This is a genomic window from Heliobacterium chlorum (genome assembly GCF_014502795.1).
GTDB lineage: Bacteria > Bacillota > Desulfitobacteriia > Heliobacteriales > Heliobacteriaceae > Heliobacterium > Heliobacterium chlorum.
Window position 1 is genome coordinate 306307 of the sequence record NZ_JACVHF010000002.1, and the last position, 21066, is coordinate 327372.

The 21066-nt window shown below is 46.5% G+C and carries 17 protein-coding genes, 1 rRNA gene and 2 riboswitches; of the genes, 13 read left to right on the top strand and 5 right to left on the bottom strand.

Going from position 1 to position 21066, the window contains the following annotated elements:
- Window positions 1-86 precede the first annotated feature (86 nt).
- Window positions 87-1487: an FAD-binding oxidoreductase gene (locus H1S01_RS04570; RefSeq protein ID WP_243236950.1), complete on the top strand. Its 1401-nt coding sequence runs from the start codon at window positions 87-89 to the stop codon at window positions 1485-1487.
- 72 nt (window positions 1488-1559) lie between these two features.
- Here H1S01_RS04570 and panD read toward each other — a convergent pair whose 3' ends face one another.
- On the bottom strand, window positions 1560-1940 hold the full coding sequence (panD, locus tag H1S01_RS04575) for an aspartate 1-decarboxylase (protein ID WP_188038913.1): 381 nt from the start codon (window positions 1938-1940) through the stop codon (window positions 1560-1562).
- Between the two features lie 144 nt (window positions 1941-2084).
- On the opposite strand from panD, the gene H1S01_RS04580 reads away from it, so the two are divergent.
- The 5 genes from H1S01_RS04580 to H1S01_RS04600 all read left to right on the top strand — a co-directional run bounded on the left by H1S01_RS04580 (window position 2085) and on the right by H1S01_RS04600 (window position 8269).
- The gene (locus H1S01_RS04580; RefSeq protein WP_188038914.1) at window positions 2085-2849 is read left to right on the top strand and encodes a YheC/YheD family protein; all 765 of its coding nucleotides are present in this window, start codon (window positions 2085-2087) and stop codon (window positions 2847-2849) included.
- 162 nt (window positions 2850-3011) lie between these two features.
- Window positions 3012-3138, top strand: a riboswitch (cyclic di-AMP (ydaO/yuaA leader).
- A gap of 3 nt (window positions 3139-3141) precedes the next feature.
- Complete coding sequence (locus tag H1S01_RS04585) at window positions 3142-3705, top strand: C40 family peptidase (RefSeq protein ID WP_155477739.1); 564 nt, start codon at window positions 3142-3144, stop codon at window positions 3703-3705.
- Between the two features lie 205 nt (window positions 3706-3910).
- Window positions 3911-5158, top strand: a complete 1248-nt coding sequence (locus H1S01_RS21340) for a peptidoglycan DD-metalloendopeptidase family protein (RefSeq protein ID WP_188038915.1) — start codon at window positions 3911-3913, stop codon at window positions 5156-5158.
- 100 nt (window positions 5159-5258) lie between these two features.
- Window positions 5259-5428: riboswitch (M-box (ykoK) riboswitch) on the top strand.
- A 283-nt stretch (window positions 5429-5711) separates the two neighbouring features.
- Window positions 5712-7001 carry a magnesium transporter MgtE N-terminal domain-containing protein gene (locus H1S01_RS04595; RefSeq protein ID WP_188038916.1) on the top strand — a complete coding sequence of 430 codons (1290 nt, stop codon included), beginning with the start codon at window positions 5712-5714 and terminating at the stop codon, window positions 6999-7001.
- 2 nt (window positions 7002-7003) lie between these two features.
- Complete coding sequence (locus H1S01_RS04600) at window positions 7004-8269, top strand: Nramp family divalent metal transporter (RefSeq protein WP_188038917.1); 1266 nt, start codon at window positions 7004-7006, stop codon at window positions 8267-8269.
- A 126-nt stretch (window positions 8270-8395) separates the two neighbouring features.
- Here the strand turns inward: H1S01_RS04600 and H1S01_RS04605 are convergent, their stop codons facing one another.
- On the bottom strand, window positions 8396-8695 hold the full coding sequence (locus H1S01_RS04605) for a zinc-ribbon domain containing protein (protein WP_155477737.1): 300 nt from the start codon (window positions 8693-8695) through the stop codon (window positions 8396-8398).
- Window positions 8696-9127: 432 nt separating this feature from the next.
- On the opposite strand from H1S01_RS04605, the gene H1S01_RS04610 reads away from it, so the two are divergent.
- Both H1S01_RS04610 and H1S01_RS04615 read left to right on the top strand, forming a co-directional pair.
- Window positions 9128-9304, top strand: a complete 177-nt coding sequence (locus H1S01_RS04610; protein WP_188038918.1) for an indolepyruvate ferredoxin oxidoreductase subunit alpha — start codon at window positions 9128-9130, stop codon at window positions 9302-9304.
- 248 nt (window positions 9305-9552) lie between these two features.
- A complete protein-coding gene (locus tag H1S01_RS04615) occupies window positions 9553-9810 on the top strand; it encodes a hypothetical protein (RefSeq protein WP_188038919.1) in 258 nt (85 codons plus the stop codon).
- Between the two features lie 197 nt (window positions 9811-10007).
- On the opposite strand, the gene H1S01_RS04620 is transcribed toward H1S01_RS04615, so the two are convergent.
- Window positions 10008-10691, bottom strand: coding sequence for a polysaccharide deacetylase family protein (locus tag H1S01_RS04620; RefSeq protein ID WP_188038920.1), 684 nt, complete (start codon window positions 10689-10691; stop codon window positions 10008-10010).
- A gap of 254 nt (window positions 10692-10945) precedes the next feature.
- Window positions 10946-13987, bottom strand: a complete 3042-nt coding sequence (locus tag H1S01_RS04625) for a PAS domain S-box protein (RefSeq protein WP_188038921.1) — start codon at window positions 13985-13987, stop codon at window positions 10946-10948.
- A gap of 229 nt (window positions 13988-14216) precedes the next feature.
- Here H1S01_RS04625 and H1S01_RS04630 point away from each other — a divergent pair, with 229 nt between their 5' ends.
- Window positions 14217-14903, top strand: coding sequence for a class I SAM-dependent methyltransferase (locus H1S01_RS04630; RefSeq protein ID WP_188038922.1), 687 nt, complete (start codon window positions 14217-14219; stop codon window positions 14901-14903).
- Between the two features lie 38 nt (window positions 14904-14941).
- Here the strand turns inward: H1S01_RS04630 and H1S01_RS04635 are convergent, their stop codons facing one another.
- Window positions 14942-17395, bottom strand: a complete 2454-nt coding sequence (locus H1S01_RS04635; protein ID WP_188038923.1) for a PBP1A family penicillin-binding protein — start codon at window positions 17393-17395, stop codon at window positions 14942-14944.
- A gap of 180 nt (window positions 17396-17575) precedes the next feature.
- Between H1S01_RS04635 and tyrS the strand changes: the two genes are divergently transcribed.
- From tyrS to H1S01_RS04655, 4 genes are all read left to right on the top strand, one after another.
- Window positions 17576-18838, top strand: coding sequence for a tyrosine--tRNA ligase (tyrS, locus tag H1S01_RS04640; protein WP_341479030.1), 1263 nt, complete (start codon window positions 17576-17578; stop codon window positions 18836-18838).
- A gap of 192 nt (window positions 18839-19030) precedes the next feature.
- A complete protein-coding gene (locus H1S01_RS04645) occupies window positions 19031-19198 on the top strand; it encodes a hypothetical protein (protein WP_188038924.1) in 168 nt (55 codons plus the stop codon).
- Between the two features lie 523 nt (window positions 19199-19721).
- Window positions 19722-20417, top strand: coding sequence for a sporulation protein YunB (gene yunB / locus H1S01_RS04650; RefSeq protein WP_188038925.1), 696 nt, complete (start codon window positions 19722-19724; stop codon window positions 20415-20417).
- A gap of 307 nt (window positions 20418-20724) precedes the next feature.
- Window positions 20725-21066 (top strand): 16S ribosomal RNA (locus H1S01_RS04655); the annotation flags it as partial.

Consider the following 21066-nt stretch of genomic DNA (forward strand, 5'->3'; position numbering starts at 1 on the left):
CTCAGGAAATTAATTCTTCTATTGCTAAATAGCTCCTCTATAAGATCGTGAAAACGTATTTTTTCATTTCGTTGGGGGGAAGTTCATTGACCCAATATAACCGAATCACACCGGAGATCCTTGAACAGCTCATTTTCATCGTGGGAGCTAAGTATGTGATCGTCGATCAGGAGCGGATGGGTCCTTATACTCATGATGAAACGGCAGACCCGGAATTAGCCCATTATCCTGAAGTGGTCCTGTTGCCGGAAAATACCCAACGGGTGGCTGAGATCGTAAAATTGGCGAATCATCATAAGCTACCGATCGTTCCAAGGGGTGCCGGTACGGGTCTCTCTGGTGGCATCGTTCCTAAGTTCGGTGGCATAGTCATCTCTTTAGAACGTCTTGACAAAATCATTGAAATCGATTCCGAAAATATGTTCATGACCGTAGAAGCAGGCGTAATCACGGAACGAGTTCAAGAAGCAGCAAATCAGGCGGGTTTTCTGTATGCGGGAGATCCTTGTAGCGGTCATAGCTCGACGATAGGAGGCAATGTGGCCACCAACGCCGGTGGGAACAAGGTTTTGAAATACGGTTCTACCCGCAGGCAGGTATACGGTTTGGAAGTCGTTACTGCAGAAGGGGATATTGTGTTCCTGGGCGGTAAATGTATGAAAGATTCTACCGGATATAGCTTGTTGAACTTGATCATCGGCTCGGAAGGTACACTAGGTATTATTACGAAGGTCATCCTCAAGCTACAACCGCTGCCCAGCCATAGGGTGGATCTGTTGGCTATTTTTCGAGACCGGTCTTCGGCCATGCAAACGGTTCCGCTAATCTTGCAAAAAGGGATCATCCCTGCGGCGCTGGAGTTCATGGATAATCGGGCTGTACAATGTTGTGAAGAGTATATTGGGGAAAAGTTACCCTATAGGAAAGATGCTTATTATCTGATCGTCACACTCGAAGGGGACGACGAAGGTTTTTTGGAGGGACAGATGGCTCTCATCGATGAGGTCTGTAGGGATAGCGGTGTGATCGAGATTTTAGCAGCTGATCCAAGGCGAATATGGAGGGCCCGGAGAGTATTCGCTGAAGCCAGCAGAGCCCGGAGCCCTGTCTATTCGGGGGAAGATTTGGTTGTGCCTCTTTCTGCTGTGGGGGATATCATCAAATTTATCTTCGATAGAGGAGAAGAATATGGAGTGACCATCCATTGTGCCGGACATGCCGGCGATGGCAATGTGCATGCCCATATACTGAAAGACAGTATCAACGATGATAATTGGCGGCGAATCCTGCCGGCACTGCACGATGAGATATACAAAAAGGTCTATTCCCTGGGAGGAAAGTTGTCCGGGGAACATGGTATTGGTTATAAACGAGTAAAGTTATTGGAGCAGTTTTGTCATCCCGTGGAATTAAAAATGATGAAAGCGATCAAACAATGTCTAGATCCCAATTTAATCTTAAATCCCGGGAAAGTGCTACAGCTCTGATTGCAAAATGAACCGCCCGTCTAGTGGGTACCCGAGACATAAGTCCGGGAACACCGCAGACGGGCGGTTGTTTTAGCCATGGCCAATTAATTTTTTTGTCTTCACCTGAATCAACCGATTCTGGTCATCAACATGGACTACGGAGTGGGTACCTTCGACCAGTTCCTCCGGTGAGAATGAGCCCATACTGAGGATGATGACCTTATCTCCGGGCTGAAACAAGAGAGCCGGCGGTCCGTTTAAACATATTTTCCCTGAACCTGCCGGTGCTGGAATCGCATACGTCTTCCAGAGCACAGCATTTCGCAAATTCGTGATCTGCACCATCTCATGTTCGTAAATATTCGCCTGCTTCATCAGGTTTGCGTCGATCGTGACGCTTCCTTCGTAATCGATATCGGCATCAGTTACGGTGGCTCGGTGAATCTTCCCTTTACACATCCAACGAAGCACTGCTCCACCCACTCCTTAATACACATAGGGGAAATAATCTCTCCTTACTGTATTCATGGGTGATAACAACGGTTACGTGATGGAACAACCAATGATTTTAATTCATAAGCTAAAGAACGAGGAAATGATTGGGAGTGAACGTTTTTGAAGTCCCAAAAAGTGAGCCGCCCTGAACTCGGTAAATGGAGCTTATGGCGCTTTTTTGCAGCCGATCCGTCCATACGCCCGTACTTACCGCCGACCCGAAAATTCAGTATGACGAGCTTGAAAAGATTCCTCGACTCCTACGGAATGGTCTATCTGAAACCAAGTGCAGGATACGGGGGACAAGGGATCATTAAGGTCTGGCAAACGGAGAAGGGCTATTCCTATGTTCGTGTTAAGGGAGAAACACATAGGCGAGCGTCTTTTACTGATCTATACAACAGTTTGAAAAGGTACTGCTTTACCGGTAACGGATATATCGTTCAAAAAGCGATTGACTTGGCCCATGTTGACGGACGACCTTTCGATATCCGCTTGATGATGATGCGACAAAAGGGTGCATGGCGTTACATCGGTGCCTTAGCGAAGGTGGCCGGAGAAAACAGCATTGTTACGAACTACCTTCGTTCGAAAGGTCAAATTCTGGATATTGAAACGGCGCTTCAACGATCCGAACTTTTTGACGCAGAAACGGTGGCACAGATCATGCGTGATATGATTCGTCTTGGCTATAAGGTCTGCCGGCGCTTTGATAAATACAAGTCCTATTGGCAGATCGGTCTCGATTTAGGTGTCGATAAGAGAGGCAAGGTATGGGTTATTGAGGAAAATACCGGTCCTGCTCACTTTTTATTTCGAAAGCTACCTGATAAAAGTATTTATCGACGGATCCGGTCCATCGCCCGATTGCGAAGAAAAAAATAAATCAGTTTCTAACCCCCGATTTTCACAGTGGAAGATCGGGGGTTTTTATTGTGGAAATTGGGTTCAAGAAAGCTAAGTTCATCTAATTCACTCAGGATATAGAAGTTATTCCTAATTCTTATCATTGAGATTCTTTTCACAAGATGTTAAGCTCTTTGAGCACTACAGATTAAGCCGAAGCTCGAAAAGAGCGCGGGGGAACCAACTTCTGGGGTGAAGTCGTTTTTACGGCCGGTGTACTCCCCACCGAACCCGTCAGCTAACCTCGTAGGCGTAAAGGAGGAAACATTTCATGTTCAAACGTACTTTCATCGCTTCTGTACTCGCCATCAGTGCCACCGTTTCTGCCTTGGCAGGTCCGGCTCTTGCTGCTACGAGTACTCAAACCGTATCGACTGCATCTGTAAACTCTCAGCTTCCTCCTGGCGTAAAGATGGACAAGACGATCAAACCCTTAGCCTCCCTTAGCGCCAGCGACCAACAGAAGCTGAATGCTGTTTTGAAAGTTGCTAAGAGCAAACTAGGTACACCTTATATCTGGGGTCATAACGAAGACCGGGGACAAAGAGGATTTGACTGCTCTAACTTCACCGCCTATGTCTATCATCATGCTTTGGGTTATAAGATGAGCACCGCTTCAAGAACCCAAAACACTTCTGTCGGTTGGAAAGTCCCGAAAAGTCAGATGCGCCCTGGCGATCTCGTCATTTTTGATAACGGTAAACACGTAGGTATTTATGTGGGGAACGACCAAGTTATCCAAGAAGGCGGCGGTCTCGGTAAAGTAGGTTACTTGAGCGTAGCTTCCAATGCATACTGGGGCAAGCACATCACTGCCGTTAAACGTATGTACTAACAATTATATAAATATTGGTTTCTCGACCGTAACGTACACAGACCTTGTATTTGCAGGGTCTGTTTTTTTACTCCTTAGATACTCTTTGAAAGATTTAGACTTTTTCGAATTCCCGTGCCTTTCTTGGCTTATATATCGCGGTGACATATAATTACTATGTTGACTATTATGTACCACAAGTATTAATTTTAGGGGTTGAGAATGAGTGGGTTTTACAGACAAATTTATGGAATATCTGAAAATCGAACGCATCAAATCTTTAAATAGCGTTCAATATAAACGTTTAACCATATCGGCTACGGTCGTCGTTTTTGGTTTAGGTGCGCTATGTCTGAATTCTATCGCAGGAAATGGTCCCTTTGGAATGATAAGCGGACCTATGACGTCGGTAAATCAATCGCCAAATATTGGGCAAAAAGTTACCGCGATTGTGGTTAAGGGCAAACAGGTCGCCTTGCTTCCCAACGAATCCCAAGCCAAGGATGTCATCCAACAAGTGGTCGACTTTTTTACGAAAGAAAAAGCCGAACAGGGAATGACCCTGCAATCTTACCAAATCAAAGATACGATTGCCTATGAAGAAGTTGACCTGCCTGCCGGAACAACCCCGCTTAGCATAGAGGATGCGGTAAAAAAACTTACCCATCCGGAACAAGAAGTGATTACATATCAAGTCCAGCCGGGAGACTGTATTTCTATTATTGCGGAAAAAACCAAAACACCCATGTCTGTACTATTGGCTTCTAATCCCGGTCTTGTTCCAGAACGTTTACAAATCGGACAAGCATTGAGGTTGGTTAAACCGACCTATGATATCGACATTGAAACGACCTATGTTCTCGTACAAGATGAGGACATCAAATTTGATACGCAAGAAGTGAAAGACCAGAGCTTAGGCTGGTCTAAGCCCGTAGTCAAGCAAGAAGGGGAAAACGGAAAAAAAGAAGCTAGATACTTAGTGGTTAAACATAACGGCGAGACCGTAAATCAGGAATTACAGGGAGAAACAGTCCTGAAAGCTCCTGTAACTCGCATCGTCGCCAAAGGGGATCGGTACATGGTTGCAGCCCGCGGCGGCGTAGGAAAGTTTTCCTGGCCCACTTCTAGCCACTTGATTACCTCCCCCTTCGGTATGCGAGACGGTAAACTGCATACGGGCGTAGACATCGGTTGTCCTGTTGGAACCGATATAGCTGCTAGTGCCGATGGGGTTGTTCGCTCTGCCGGGTGGGCCGGCAGCTATGGAAAGCGCATCATCGTTGATCATGGCGGCGGCGTTCAAACGACTTATAATCACCTTTCGGAAATCCTTGTCGGTTCGGGGCAGAAAGTGAACCAGGGGGAAGTCATCGCCCGTTCCGGTGTCACAGGAAATACGACGGGACCTCATTTGCATTTCGAAGTCATGACAGGCGGAAACTTTCAGAATCCTATGGGCTACTTAGGAAGATAGCTCTGTGTTGATGTGTGTTGTTGATAATTCCAAAGTTATTTTCGTTGACAAACTTTGATTTATGAAGTAAAAATAAACTATATAAAAAAGTAAATGAAATGTTCTTCTTTGTTAGGTGAGGCTCCTGCATAAACAAAGGCCACTGCCCGGAAACGTCGAGAGACGCCAATGGGTCAACAGGTATTACCGGCTTAAGGTTCTACTTAATGTGGCTGAGCTATCGAAGCTCTACGTTATGCAGTGCTAAAGCTCAACGAGTGAAAGAAGGCTCTTATCCGGCTTTGCCCGATTGCAAGACCTTCTAATATTCTATTGGAAGGTCTTATCTTTTTAAAACATAATCACCGACTCAACAGAAGGGGGTGGGGGAATGGATACGGGTCCCTCGAGTAGGTTAATACGTTTCTCAATTGACAATCAACCAGTCATAGTTTGCGTCGGCAGTTACGTTGTTTTACGCGGTATATACGGTAAAAATACTGTAAGCGTTGATAGAGGTCCTTGCGTTCGTCGAGAGAAAGCGGACCCTATCCGAGATGAAGGAGGCTAAGTGATGACTTCAATCACCGTGATGGGCGATTTTTATCTTAGTCAAATATTGGGGAAGCCCATTTTTGACATACATGGAAAGACAGTAGGCTATGTCAGGGATTTAGTAACTCTATGGAACGGACATTCGCCCCAAGTAACTGGAATTAAATTTAACAAAGAGAGTAAACTCCTCATCCCCTCCGAACGCATAGAGAAGTGGGACGCAAAGGGGATGTACTTAAATTGCGAATTTTCCCCTTCCATAACAGTCCTCCTTCAAGATCATGAGATCTATATCAGTAAATGGTTATTGGATAAACAGATCATCGATCTAAAAGGCTCACGGCTGGTACGAGTCAATGATATTACTCTTTCCTGGGTATCTCGTGGCTCGGAAAAGTTAATATTACTGGTGGCTGTAGACATTGGATTTCGCGGACTTATGCGCCGTATGGGCTTGGAATTTCTCGTCCGAAAGATAGAAAATCGGTTTCTAGGTTGGCAATATATCAACCCACTTGAGGATCGAAATTCTAGCCTCTACTTAAATCGAGAAAAAAAGCAGCTCAGTCAGCTTCACCCGGCTGATATAGCCGATATCTTGGAGGAACTCGATTATCATAAGCGGGCCGATTTGATGGGACGCCTTAGTTCTGACCAAGCTGTGGAAGCGTTGCGAGAGATGGAATTAGATACACAAGTAGAATTAATCAACCAAATGGATGCTCACCGGGCATCGGATATCTTGGAAGAGATGCCGCCCGACGATGCCGCTGATATCCTGGCTGAATTGCCTGAGGAAAAGTCCAGAGGTCTCTTAGGACTTATGGAAGCTGACGAGGCTCAAGATGTAAAGGAACTGATGGAGTATCGGGAGGACACTGCAGGTTCTCTCATGACGACGGAGTTTGTGGAATTACCGGTTTCGATTACGGCTGATGAAGCGATCCTTCGCCTGAGGGAGTTTGCCAGGACGGCAGAAACAATCTACTATCTCTTTGTGACGGACGAACATAGTATTTTGAAAGGTGTACTTTCTCTGCGTGAACTGCTCTTAGCAGATCCGTCGACCTGTTTAGGGGACTTTATGAACGCACATGTTGTCTCTGTCCACGATTACGAACACCCTGCTACCGTCGCTGAAAGGATCAACAAGTACGGACTTCTCGCTCTCCCGGTCGTCGATGAGCGACAGAGAATGTTGGGAATTATTACCGTGGATGATGTGCTGGAAGAACTGATGTCTGAACGAGAACGATCAAGCTTGTTCTCCTTGTTTAAGGTACGGCGCCACTCGGAAAGGAGGGTGTAAAGATGGAAGCGATAAAAGGATTAAAGAGTCGTGTCCTGCTTATTTTGTCAGTGATGGGCCCGGGGATTATTACAGCTTTTGCCGATAATGATGCAGGGGGCATCGCCACATATGCGTCCGCAGGGGCTAAGTACGGATATAAAATGATGTTTATCATGCTCGTGAGTACGGTTTGTTTGGCCATTGCGCAGGAGATCTCGGCTAGAACAGGAGCGGTGACTGGGCGAGGTTTATCTGATTTGATTCGTGAACAGTATGGAGTCAAATGGACTTTTTTTGCGATGGCTGTCCTTCTGGTGGCCAATTTGGGCACAACTGCTTCCGAGTTCTCGGGTATTGCCACCAGTTTTGAGATCCTGGGAATCAGTAAGTACATTTCCGTACCGATCGGTGCGTTTATCGTCTGGTGGTTGGTGTTAAAAACCGATTACGAAAAAGTAGAGAAAGTATTTTTACTTCTCTGTATCACCTTTTTTAGTTACATTATTTCTGGATTTATCGTTCATCCGTCCTGGGGAGAAGTATTTCACCAGTCTCTTACGCCTTCTTTTTCCGGTGAGCCTGATTTTATATTGATGGCTGTCGGAGTTATCGGTACGACAATCACGCCGTGGGGACAGTTTTACGTGCAGGCCTCCGTAGTAGATAAAGGAATTACAGCGAAAGAATTCTCGATCACTCGTTGGGACGTGCTCATTGGATCATTCTTTACCGGACTGATCGCCTTTTTCATTATAGTGGCTACGGCTGCTACCCTTTATAAAAACCATATATCGATTGAGACGGCAAAGGATGCCGCCATTTCCCTTCAACCGCTGGCAGGAAACTATGCATCATTGCTTTTTGCGGGAGGCTTGTTGGGAGCGTCCGTATTGGCGGCGTTTATCTTACCTCTCAGTTCTGCCTACGCGGTCTGTGAGGCCTTCGGTTTTGAACGTGGAATTAGCAAAAGCTATAAGGAAGCCCCTGTTTTTTATGGGTTATACTCAGCGTTGATCTTCCTTGGATCCACATTGGTACTCTGGCCTGACTTATCCTTATACCATGTCATGCTGATCTCTCAGGTGGTAAACGGCATTCTGTTGCCGCCTATCCTCATCTTTATGGTTCTTATCGCTAGCAACGGCAATCTCATGGGGAACTTTACAAACTCGAAAAGTTATAACCTAATCGCCTGGTTATTCACGGTGATTCTCATTGTTTTAACGGTTTTCTTGCTGCTCTCTTCGTTATTTCCAGATTCGATTCAGCGGTTACTTGGCTCTTGAAGATTTCACCCGATTTGGTTGAGTTTTAGGAGTCCATCAATAGAGCCCCTCAGCTAATGACGAGAAAAAGCGGCCGTAAGCAAAAAGCCCGCCCATACCGGCGAGCTTTTTTCTTATTTATGGTTATTACCAACGGTTGCGGGGCTGGAAACAATCACGGCAGTAAACGGGCTTATCTCCACGGGGCTGGAAGGGAACAGTCGTTTCCTTACCACAGGAAGAACAGGTTACCGGATACATCTCTCGTTCTTGACGATATCCGCCACCACCACGGTTATTCATGTTCGCCTTCCGAGCCGCACGGCACTGGGGGCAACGGCCTGGTTCGTTTGTGAAACCTTTTTCGGCGAAGAACTCTTGTTCGGAAGCGGTAAAATCGAACTCACTTCCGCACTCTTTACAGGTCAGTGTCTTGTCTTGAAACATAGTAAACCTCCTCGTATTTTGCCCTGTCTTGGGATATCCGTCAAACCTCCCTAGCCAATGGCAATCGAGGAGAGTAGCGTCTAACCAGATCAGGACTACATCTTTAGTATACACGGGTAGTGTGGTACTTTAGACCATAAAAGCTCTCTAGGGTCGAAGCTATATCCGTGCAAATATATTCTTCCCCCGAAAGGAAGGAAATAAAGTTGGCAAAAGCTTGAATGTTCGACCTTGATGGCAGGTTGAACCAATATATCCGGGCCACCCTTCTGACCTTAGTTGAGGTAACGACTTTTTCGGGTAAAGCAACGGCAGTTTCTTACGGAACATTATCGGTGGGAAGAGCAGTGTCAAATTCAGAAGGAAATTTGAATATAAGCCGCGAAGAAATACATTGTTCCAATAATCACAAAGATGAAAGGAGGCTCTCTTATGGCATATCGTATCAACGCGGATGACTGCATCGCTTGCGGAGCCTGTGAAGGCGGCTGCCCCGTTTCTTGCATTTCTGAATGTGAAGATAGCAAACGAGTTATCGACGAAGCTGCCTGTATCGATTGTGGTGCCTGTGCCGATGCCTGTCCCGTAGAATGCATTAAATCAGTGTAGGAGATCTAAAGAACATCATTGAGCGAGTAAAAGCAGTTCAACCCGTTATGGTTGAACTGCTTTTTTATAGGACCGCAACTGACTGTTGTAAAGTAGAGTTTGTGGACGGTCAGATGGCAGTTAAAGTGCGGGGACAGAACATAAGAGGGGTTGTAAGAATTTATACATGTAAAAAGTAATTGCATACCTTGTTCAATGAATATATAATTGTTGCAGAGGGATTATTGTGAAGGTGGCGACGACATCATATGAAGTTTGACGCAGGTATTACGTCGATGCACCCCGAATTGTTTTGTTCTGATTTCCCCCTAGAATTATTTGAATCGTTGTTTACGCGTCATTTTACCGGAGATTGGGGTTCCGTTTCGCCGGAAGTTTGGACATCCAATGAACAAGCGATTACACATGGCGGTGAATTAGTTTCCCTGTATACCATTCCAAATGGGCGGATAATTAAAATTGTGACGAATACACAACGGAGTGGAACTACTGCGTTTTACGTTTAACGAAAAAAATATTGATTTTGCACCAGCCCGGGTTTTTCCTTGGGGAAGACGGGGCTTGAACAGCCAGAGACCTTTGTCTCTGGCTTTATGTTTTTCCTAAAAAAGCGATTTGAACAATTATATAGCGATATCTTGCGTCGAGTAATTCCTACCTAGGTGGGTTTTAACATACTACTTGCGATCAAGTCAGACGCCGGTTAATGATAAGGGGTAATCCCCAGCATTTCGTCAACAGTACAAAAGCTGTACCCTGCGTGCTTAAGAGCAGCGATGATCGCGGGCAACGCCTTAACAGAAGCTGAGCCGTTATCGGCACTATGCATTAAGATAATATCGCCGGGATGGACATTGCTTGAAACGTAATCGACGATTTCAGTACTTGTCTTTTGGTTCCAATCAAAGGTGTCGAGCGACCAGAGTACCGCTTTATATCCGTTTTTATTTAGGACGTTCAATACGGAAGCATTTATATCGCCATAGGGAGGTCGCAATAGGGTAGGGCGCTTTCCAATAATTTCAAACATACTTTGCTCTGTTTTATGAACTTGTTCTGTTAACTGCGGTTCCGTTTTTTTGGTTAGGTAAGGGTGATCAAAACTATGACTTCCGATTACGTGACCAGCATCATAGGTTTGTTTGACGATTTTCCTGTACTGTTCAGAGTTATTTCCTAAAAAGAAAAAGGTGGCACGAACTTGCTCTTTCTGAAGAATGTCTAACACTTTCGGTGTGTTTCGATTATCAGGGCCATCGTCGAATGTCAGACAAAGAGCTTTCTTTTCTGAGGGACCTCCGATAAACAACGTATCTGGGTTTTGCATAGATAAAAGCTCGACAGCCTGACGCCACTCTTGCCACCGGGCCAGGGTTTTCTCTGTCATCGATCGAGTATCTCCTCGGATGGTTCTGACGAAACTGCCTTTATCTAATTTCGAAGGTGGGACAATAGGCGACTGCGCAGTAGAAAAAGTTTGTTCTTTAGAATTAGTTGCCTGGGGATCGGGATGAATATCCTTGTTCATTCCCAAAAAATTCATGTACAAGGCAGTCGCTACGGTTACCCCGGCCAGTAACAGCGTTATCCATGTAGCTGCTCTTGACATTCGATTCCCTCACATCCTCATCGAAATCACTATTACTGGAGCGTGTCCGGATATTCTATCAACTGGTTCAATAGGGAAACCGTTTCGGTATACTTCGCTTTCATTTGAGTGAAAAATAGCTCCATATTCTCCAGATTTCCCGTGCGTCCGAGCTGTTCAACATGTGCACAGAGCGACGCAAGCTCTTTTGCACCGATGCTGGCGCTGCTAGACTTCAAGGCGTGGCAGGTTTTATGAATACCTGCCGGGTCCCGTAGTGTTACTGCTTGTTGTAACGTAAGCATCAACTGTTGCGCGTCTTCCAAATAGGTCTGGAGCAATAACGTTAGAAACTCAAAATGATCGTCGTCGCCCATGGCCAGTATGTTCTTTAAAACAGTCAGATCTATAACCGAACACGGATCCGTTCCCGCTGAGGCTGATGGGAATTCATCAGTTTGAAAGTTCGATGGGGGCTGTACAAGGGTAGATTTTTCGTAGGGTAGCCATTTATCGAGCAGGGCGATCAGATGCTCCATAAGAACAGGCTTACTGAGATAATCGTCCATTCCGGCGTTGAGGCACCGTTCCCGGTCACCGGACATGGCTAAGGCGGTCATGGCGATGATCGGCACATGTCGTCCGGACTGAGCCTGTTGGTTGCGAATGATTTTTGTCGCTTCAAATCCGTCCATTTCAGGCATTTGACAGTCCATAAAGATGATCGCATATTCTGTTTCCGCTGCCGCTTTTACCGCCTCGAGGCCATTGTTAGCCCGATGAACCATCAAACCCATCTTGGTCAGAATCGTGACCGCTAATTGTTGATTTACCGGGTTATCTTCTACGAGCAGCACAGGGAGAGGGATATTCCATAGGGGGAAGTCCGTTTTTTCCGGGGGTGAATGGCCTTCGACTTTTGGTATGAAGACTTGTGTTTTGGGAGGTTGGAAGGGGATGGAAAACCAAAAGGTTGATCCCTTCCCCGGTTCACTGATCGCTCCGATATTCCCTCCCATAAGTTTAACCAGTTGCCCGGTGATGGCCAAACCGAGTCCGGTTCCGCCAAATTTACGGGATGTCGAACTGTCCGCTTGATGAAAGGGATGAAAAATTTGCTCCATCATCGCTTTTTCAATACCGATCCCCGTATCGGTGACTTCAAAACGAAGTCTTGATTGATGACGGTCTGATGTTTCCTTCCGAAGGTGGACCTTTACTTGCCCTGAGTGGGTGAATTTAACAGCATTACTGACGAGATTCGTCAAGACTTGTTGTAACCGGGTAGGATCGCCCTTTACCCAGTCCTCCACTTCCGGTGCGATAAAAGAAGTTAAGCGAATGCCCTTTTCCAAGGCCTTTTGTTGAAACAAGGTAGTGACATTGTAGATAACTCCCGGTAAGTGGAAGTCGAGGCTTTCGAGGACCAACTTGCCCGCTTCTACCTTGGAATAATCCAAAATATCGTTGAGCACATTTAGCAAGACTTCCGACGAATCATTGATGACCTGGGCATATTCTCTTTGCTGACGATTGAGTGCGGTGTCGAGAAGTAATGTAGACATTCCCATGATTCCATTCATGGGAGTTCGTATTTCGTGACTCATCATCGCGAGAAAATCACTCTTGGCACGACTGGCCTCAATCGCATTTTGCTGGGCCTTTTTCAGTTCCTCTTCCATGTTTCTTCGCGCGGAGATATCGGAAAAGGTGGATACAACAGCGTAAGGTTTATCAGATCCCAAACGAAATAAGGGCTCCGAATTGTGCTGAATCCAAAGGGGTTCACCAGTGAGACTGTTTTTTCGCATGACTACGTTTCGGCAAGCAGAACGGCTATGTAACGTTACCATGGCAGGATGATTTTCCCTCGTTACGGGGGTATTATCGTCGAGATACATTTCCCATGAGGGATCAAAGCAGGAACAACCTTGAATCTCATCGAATGAAAAGCCCAATATATGTTCAGCGGTGGGGTTTGCTTTAATGATCACGCCTTCTCTGTCGGTGACGATGACCCCTTCAGCCATGGAGGTGATGATGGAGCGGTAGTTTTCTTCGCTGTCTCGCAGCGTTGCCTCCATCTGTTTTTGCTTCGTGATATCTAGTGTCGCGCCTCGATAGGCCACAACTCGATTATCTTCGTCAAAGACGGGGATCCCGCTGAGACTGAGCCAACATCGCCCAGAGGGATTGTTGCGAATAATCTCAACGTCGCTAAAAGGTTCTTTGTTCTTTACGGCTTCGCGGACGGCGGTTCTAAACTTTTCTAACTCCGCCGGTTCTACACCGGCAGTGGAATCTCTTCCGATTAACTCTTCTTTGGGCAGTCCCAAGATATGTTCCGCACGGTCTGATACATAAATAAAGTTGCCTTGGAGGTCCACTTCCCAGATGTATTCATCGAGGGAGTTGATGACGCTGTGGAAACGCTGCTCTTCTGCCTCTAACTGCAGCTTCCGCTCTTCCTGTTTGGTAATGTCACGTCCAATCCCGATTAGCTCGCTGATATTGCCGTCGTGATCCATAACGGGGGAATAGCTGGTGAGGTAATAGCGGAATCCTTCGGGTGTCTTCATTTTCCACTCACAGAAGGCGGTTTCTCCAAGCAAAGCTTGGGCGATGGCCTTTTCGTGGTTAGCGGCGTCATCTTCGCCTAAAATGTCCCGGTGGGTTTTCCCTAAAATCAGTTTTAGTTGCAGTTCTTTGCCGTTTTGAAGAATCTGTGTATCATAGTCCCAACGACCATAAAACCCTGTGATTCGTCCCTCTAAATCTAACGTAATGATCGGGTCGGGTATTGCCTTTAAAAGCAATTGGAATCGTGAAGTCGGGCTAGAATATCTTGTATTTTTCAATTCGATGATGTAACCGGCGAGCGTGGAATCTTCATCATATAGCGGAGTGAACTCGTCGGGAGCTGGGCCGGTTCGGCAAGCTTCTGTAAAATGAGTTCCTTCTAGCGTGGAAGCGTTTTTACCGAGTAATCGTTCCGCAGCCGGATTTACGAATTGGATATACATATTTTCATCACAGACGATAATGGGATGTTTCATGTTTGTAATAACTGTCAATGGATTTTTAATAACTCCCATAAAAAACACCTTCTTATCCTGTGATTACCAATATTTCTTCGATACTAATAATGATTATTATACAACATTTTTATATAAAATGGTAAGGATCAAATTGATAAGGTATGGTCCTGTATCAGGTTTCAGCGGGGACTATCAACGGGGGTATGTTCCATTTATAATCGTTCTATAGAAAATCCCATAAGGACAGGTCTTAACGCTGTCTATCGCATATGTTAGGAGGATAAAAATGGATTCATCCAAGAAAAACGTTCAATTAAAATTTAATGCCCATGCTGCTAAGTATGACAGTCAAAGAAGACAGTTGATCCCTTGTTTCGATGATTTTTATTCGATCGCTCTTTCCCTTTGCCAGACTGAAACAGAGTCGCCCAGAATATTAGATATTGGAGCAGGAACAGGGTTGTTTACATCGCTCTTCGCGGAAAAATACCCTCAGGGAAAGTTTACGCTGATCGATATCTCCGAAAAAATGCTCGATGTGGCCAGGAAAAGGTTCGGCGATCATCCGAATATGACCTATGTAGTAGCAGACTATACGAAACATAGTTTCACGGAAAAGTACGACATGGTCATCTCTTCCTTGTCGATTCATCATTTGACCGACGATGAAAAGCGTCTTCTCTATCAACGGATTTATTCTCTTTTGAAACAGGGGGGAATCTTTGTCAATGCCGACCAGGTGCTTGGGAAAACGTCTTTTTTAGAAACGATGTATATGGAAGATTGGAAGTACAAAGTAGAGCACAGCGGTTTGTCTATGGAAGAAATCAAAGCGGCCTACGAACGTCAAAAGTTAGATAAAATGTCCACGTTAGACGATCAAACAGACTGGTTAAGGCAAGCTGGTTTTTCTGACGTAGACTGTGTCTATAAGTACTATAATTTCGTCGTATTGTTTGCGAGAAAGGTTTAACAAAAAGAGCCCGAACGAATGCGTTCGGGCTCTTTCCATTATCCTTTGGGACCATTATCAGTAGCGGGGCTGTTAGACGTACCCGGAGGGATAACTAAGGGCGTTGATGTCTGAGGTTTGGAACCTGATGGTGTCTGACTCGTTTTACCGGTGTTTTCTGGTTTGGTGGTTTTATTGGACCCGTTTGGCAAGCTCGGTGAACTCTCCTGATCATAGTCATCTGTTGCCGGGACTTGCTGTGTTGGCTTTTCGACGGTGGTTTCATGAGGTGTCTCTAAGTCTGCGTCAGCAGGAGTGGCGCCTTCATAGGGGGTCGGCCGTTTTAGGAATACTTTTTTGACGGTCTTCGCAGAATCGCCTGGCTTATGTGGCTGACCGGTTTCAGCGTTGACCTCTACTTCCTGCCAAACGTTGCTCGTATTGCCGGGGACAGTTCCTTCGGCGAAGAGCTCAGTGCGGATATACTCGGCAGGCGTCAAAGCACTCGGCAAGAGGCCTGACTTGATGTCTACATTTGCTTCTACGATGCCAGGCGGGCGAACGAAGGACTTGGCTTTCGTTCCGGCGAGGGCCTTGGTCATGACGGCCCGCCAGATTTGTGCCGGGTAGGATCCGCCGTATGTTTTGTACATGTAATGATTCTTATCGGTATTGTCATAGCCCATCCAGACGACACCGACCAATTCCGGTGTGTAGCCGGCGAACCAAGCATCTTTGTTTCCGGTGATGCCGCGGAATTCAGGAACGGAACTCGGCAGTTCCGTCGTGCCGGTTTTACCGGCCACAGGTCGGTCCATCTGCGCTCTTGTACCCGTACCGGCCTGGACAACCGTTTCTAGGATGTTCGTCATCAGATAGGCCGTCGTTTCTTTCATGACCGAGCTTTGTTTCGGCTTTACTTCCACGATGGTATTTCCGTCTCGGTCAACTACTTTTCGAATCACATGAGGCTCGTTCCAGACGCCGTGGTTGGCGAAGGCCCCATAGGCACTAGCTAGATCAAAAGGGTTTGTCCCCTGATGTAGACCGCCGAGAGCCAGAGGAAGCGTCAAATCCTGTTTTTCATCAAGGGTCTTAATACCCAATTTCCGGGCGAAATCAAATCCCGTTTGGACGCCGATTTCGTTTAACATTTTCACGGCGTAGATGTTAACAGAGAACTGGGCCGCTTCACGCATGGTGATCAGGCCGCGGTAGGTGCCGTCATAGTTGCCCGGTTGATAGGAGCCGTACTGTACCGGTACATCATCTAAAACAGTGGCTGGAGTCATTCCTTTTTCTAGGGCCGGTCCGTAGACGGCGATCGGCTTAAAGACGGATCCTGGTTGCCGTTTCAAATCAGTGGCTCGGTTGAGACCTCGTTTGACCGTATATTCCCGGCCTCCCACGATCGCCCGGGCTTCACCGTTGCTGTGATCGAGTACAGCGATGGCTGCTTGAATGGGAGTGTCATCTTTTCCTTTCGGAAAGTTACCTGGGTCTGACAAAGCAGCTTCCGCCGCTTTCTGCGCTGCCGGGTCGACGGTGGTATAAATCTTGAGACCGCCCTTATAGAGCTGGTTCTCCGTGATGCCGTACTTATCAATGCACTCTTGAATCACAGCGTCTACAAAATAAGGGAAATTGTTGTCACCGGTAGCGCTGGTCCGTTTCGCCTTTTCCAGCAGTTTGGGCGGATTCTTTTTGGCTTTTTCCGCTTCGTCGCCGGTGATATAACCGAATTTAACCATTTGATTGAGGACTGTTTGACGCCGTTGCTCTGCCACCTCAGCATCACGGTAGGGCGACCACTTGGAGGGTGCATTAGGCAAACCGGCGAGTAGGGCTGCTTCACTGAGATCCAGTTTTTCTAAATCCTTGCCGTAAAAGGTTTGGGCAGCCGCTTTCACCCCGTAAGCACCTTCACCGAAATAAATCCGGTTTAAGTACATGAGAAAAATTTCGTCTTTGGTGAAGTTTCGCTCCAATTGCAATGAAAGGATTAGCTCTTGTACTTTCCGTTTTAGAGTTTTTTCCGGGGTCAGAAAGGAGAGTTTGACCAACTGCTGGGTGATAGTAGAGGCCCCTTGCGAGCCAAAACCGTCAGTGATATTGGCAAAGACTGCCCGGACGAGACCCGTGAAGTCGAGACCATGGTGCTCATAAAACTTGTTGTCTTCAATAGCCAAGAAGGCGTTGCGTAAGTTCTTTGGTACAGTATCGATCTTTTCGACGAGCGTTCGATTCTCACCGGCGTGAAGGTTCGCAAATAGTACGTCTTTGTCGTCAAAGAGTTGAGTGGTGGTATGTATGTCCAGATCGCTCATATTGATGGACGGGGCTTCCCGAGCCCATGAGAATGCGAGTCCGGAGCCGATGCCTAAAATAGAGACAAGCAAAATGGCGGTGATAAAGAGAGCCATTCGAGGCCAGTTAACTTTTGTTTTTGCGGTTTTCGTCGAAGTTTTTGGTAGAGTGGGAGTCTTTCTCGGTTCCCGAGGCGTATCGACCACTAGGAATCCTCCTTTTCGGCAACAAATCAAAGTTTATTATAGCATAGGAAACGGTGGTAGATAAATGGCAAGGCTGCTTTTGTTGAAAGAGGTGGAAAAACATGATAAAATGGGCAAAGTATTTATGCGGGGGAAGCTCCGTGGTAGCGCACGCGTCAGGCGTGCAGGAGGGGGAGTACGGTGTCCGACAAGCCGGTTTTGCCAAAAGAAATTCAAGATGAAATAGACCGTCAGATGGCTCTTCTGCGCCGGGGTACTGCGGAAATCGTCCCGGAAGAAGATTTGGTGAAAAAACTGGAACGTTCTATTATGGAAAAGCGCCCGTTGCGAGTCAAATTAGGGCTCGATCCTACGGCGCCCGATATTCATCTAGGACATACGGTCGTACTGCAAAAACTGCGTCATTTCCAGGATCTCGGCCATCAGGTGGTTATCGTCATCGGCGACTTTACCGGTCGTGTCGGTGATCCTTCTGGGAAGTCCGAGACGCGGAAGCAACTGACCGAAGAAGAAGTCAACCGCAACGCGGAAACATATAAAACCCAGATATTCAAGGTGCTCGATCCCGAAAAAACAGAGGTCACCTTTAACGCTTCTTGGTTACAGCCGTTAAATTTTGCCGACATCCTCCAACTGGCAGCCAAGTACACGGTGGCTCGCATGCTGGAACGGGAAGACTTCACCAAGCGAATGCAAGAGAATCGTCCGATTGGCATGCATGAACTCTTTTATCCGCTCATGCAAGGGTACGACTCTGTGGCATTGAAAGCCGACGTGGAGCTAGGTGGTACCGATCAGAAATTTAACCTTCTCGTAGGCCGGGTGCTGCAAAAGGAGTACGGCCAAGAACCGCAAGTGGCACTAATGATGCCCATCTTGGAAGGCCTCGACGGTGTCCACAAGATGAGCAAAAGTTTGGGTAACTATATCGGCATCAATGAATCACCGCGGGAGATGTTCGGTAAGACCATGTCTATCGCCGATGAATTGATGGTCAGATACTTTGAATTGGTGACGCGCATTCCATCGGAAGAGATCGCGGCTATCGCCAATGGACTCAAGGAGGGCTCTCTTCACCCCCGGGATGTAAAAATGCGTCTTGGCCGAGAGATCGTCTCTCTCTATCATGGGGAAGAGGCAGCTCGTCAGGCTGAAGAAGAGTTCATCAACATATTTCAGAAGAAAGAACTTCCCGATGAAATTCCCGAGTTTATGATAACCGGCGATATCCTGGAAAATGGACAAGTGTCCTTGATCAAGGTCCTCGTTTCGGCTGGTCTAGTCAAGTCTAACGGTGAAGCTCGGCGGAAGATCGTTGAAGGCGCCGTTAAAGTGAACAATCAAGTGATTAAAGATATTCACTCAACGGTGCCCCCGGAAGAGGGTACCTTGATTCGTTTAGGAAAACGTCATTTTATCCGCTTGGTGGTATCTCCGTCCTAATAAGGTAGATCCAAGGAATACTCATGCCGTAAAAAGTTTTTAAGGCACTCCTGTTTCAGAATTTAACTGGCTATAAAACTGGACGCTAATATCCCTGTGGGGTATGGGTCCAGTTTTTTTATTAGTCGGTCGTATGGTTGCCTTCACTTACAGGTATCCTAAGGACAAAATGTAAAAGGGAGTGTAAAGCGCTTGGCTGATAAAGGAAAGACTGATCACGGCAATCAAGCTGGAATACTGCATAGTTACGTCAATCCTATCCTTCCGGGAACAGACCGGTTAAAACAGGAAGACGGTGTCACTTATAAAAATACGTCTACAGGAGCAGGCTTGGAAAGAAACGATAAGCTTCCCGAGTGAGATAATCTTTGATGGAATACTATAGTGAGGGGATCCCTTTGTCTGAAGAATGCCTACAAAGACGCTAAAAAGAGCTGACGCTAGAATGGAACCAACGAGAAAAGAACCAACCCCTCAGGCGAATATTCCCAAAAGAGCTGTTTAAGTGAAAGCTTTCTATTCAAATGAACGGTAAAAAGGTATGAATTCAGTATATCCGTAGAAGTCAAAGGAGGAGATTTTTTTGTCTAAGGATAAAAAGAGCTCAAAAAACAAAGATCCGAAGACTGCCGGTACGGGAACGACTCCAGCCACCCATGGCAGTAATACAGACGTAGCGATTACGGAAAAACGTATTTAATCATCTAGATGCAAATGTTTCGGTTTAATGTAAATTTATAGTGTGCGCGCCGTTGAGGCAAAAGTGTTTACAGGGCTGCTCCTTTTCGGAGTGGCTTTTCAACTTTTATCAGACGCTTTTTTCTTAAAGTCTTCACCTAGCCAGAGGGTGACGCATACATTGACTAGGCAGGAGGTGATGACAGTGGTTTTAGTACGATGGCAACTACGGTGGCAACGGTGGAAGCAAGATGGATTGTTCTATTGGGTCATACCGATTATCGTCCTTATTGTTTGCTTGCTGTTGTTTGCTCTTGCCGAAGTAAACATGAAAAACACCATAATGGCGATCGCTGAAGCAAAAAGTAGAGAAATGGCTACTCAAGCGATCAACAATGCTATCCTGAACCGGGTCTCGAACGATGCCAACTTTCGAGATCTCGTCTATTATAAAACCGATCAAGAGGGACGGATTGTTCTCCTTCAGCCCAATACCTTACGAATCAATCAGTTGACTTCCGAAACGGTCCTGGAGGTCCAACAGTCATTGAGCAATCTTGACCAATTGGAAATTGCCGTTCCCCTAGGACAGATGTTAGGAAGCAGTTTATTGGCTAATGTGGGACCCAAAGTGCGGATACATATAACCCCAGTCGGTAGTGTAAAAGCAAAACCAGTGGAATCTTTTGAAGAGGCAGGGATAAACCAAACAAAGTACATGGTTGCATTAGATATTGAGAGCGCCATCCGCATTGTTGTTCCCTTAATGTCGACAGAAGTACCGATAAACACACGGGTACCAATTTCAACTAGTATCATTTCCGGTTCCGTTCCTAACGTATACCTTCGTGGTAGTTCGGCCCTATCACCGACGATTGACGTTGGAACCGAAAAAAAATGATCTTCTGAGGTTGACCAGCTTTGAAGTTTATGTTATGATTCTCTTCGTTGTCTGCTCCAGCCAAAATAAAAAATACCGATTGCTGAAATAAATACCAGTTGACGGTGCGGTTGTGAGTGTGATAAGATACTTTTTGTCGGCGCGGAACGGTTTGAAAAAACTTCACTGCGTGGCAATATCAACTACGGTCCTTGAAAATCAAACAGTTGTAAGCAAAAGCGTGCGAAACCAAAGTCAATTCGGCCCGCGCAAGCGGGACGGACAATGATTTCATTAATGAGAGCTTGACTCAAGCTTATCTACATTTTTTGTGGAGAGTTTGATCCTGGCTCAGGACGAACGCTGGCGGCATGCCTAACACATGCAAGTCGAACGGAGAGCGGAAGTTTCGATGGAAGCTCTTAGTGGCGGACGGGTGAGTAACGCGTGGATAACCTGCCTGAGAGTGGGGGATAACAGCCCGAAAGGGCTGCTAATACCGCATAACGTTGTCTGGGGACATCCCCGGACAACCAAAGGAGCAATCCGCTCTTGGATGGGTCCGCGTCCGATTAGCTCGTTGGTGAGGTAATAGCTCACCAAGGCGACGATCGGTAGCCGGCCTGAGAGGGTGAACGGCCACACTGGGACTGAGACACGGCCCAGACTC

Excerpts from the sequence above, each read along its gene's own strand:
- H1S01_RS04585 (WP_155477739.1), top strand. The coding sequence starts at position 3,142 with ATGTTCAAACGTACTTTCATCGCTTCTGTACTCGCCATCAGTGCCACC.
- H1S01_RS04595 (WP_188038916.1), top strand. The coding sequence starts at position 5,712 with ATGACTTCAATCACCGTGATGGGCGATTTTTATCTTAGTCAAATATTG.
- H1S01_RS04600 (WP_188038917.1), top strand. The coding sequence starts at position 7,004 with ATGGAAGCGATAAAAGGATTAAAGAGTCGTGTCCTGCTTATTTTGTCA.
- H1S01_RS04605 (WP_155477737.1), bottom strand. The coding sequence starts at position 8,695 with ATGTTTCAAGACAAGACACTGACCTGTAAAGAGTGCGGAAGTGAGTTC.
- H1S01_RS04610 (WP_188038918.1), top strand. The coding sequence starts at position 9,128 with ATGGCATATCGTATCAACGCGGATGACTGCATCGCTTGCGGAGCCTGT.
- H1S01_RS04615 (WP_188038919.1), top strand. The coding sequence starts at position 9,553 with ATGAAGTTTGACGCAGGTATTACGTCGATGCACCCCGAATTGTTTTGT.
- H1S01_RS04620 (WP_188038920.1), bottom strand. The coding sequence starts at position 10,691 with ATGACAGAGAAAACCCTGGCCCGGTGGCAAGAGTGGCGTCAGGCTGTC.
- H1S01_RS04625 (WP_188038921.1), bottom strand. The coding sequence starts at position 13,987 with ATGGGAGTTATTAAAAATCCATTGACAGTTATTACAAACATGAAACAT.
- H1S01_RS04630 (WP_188038922.1), top strand. The coding sequence starts at position 14,217 with ATGGATTCATCCAAGAAAAACGTTCAATTAAAATTTAATGCCCATGCT.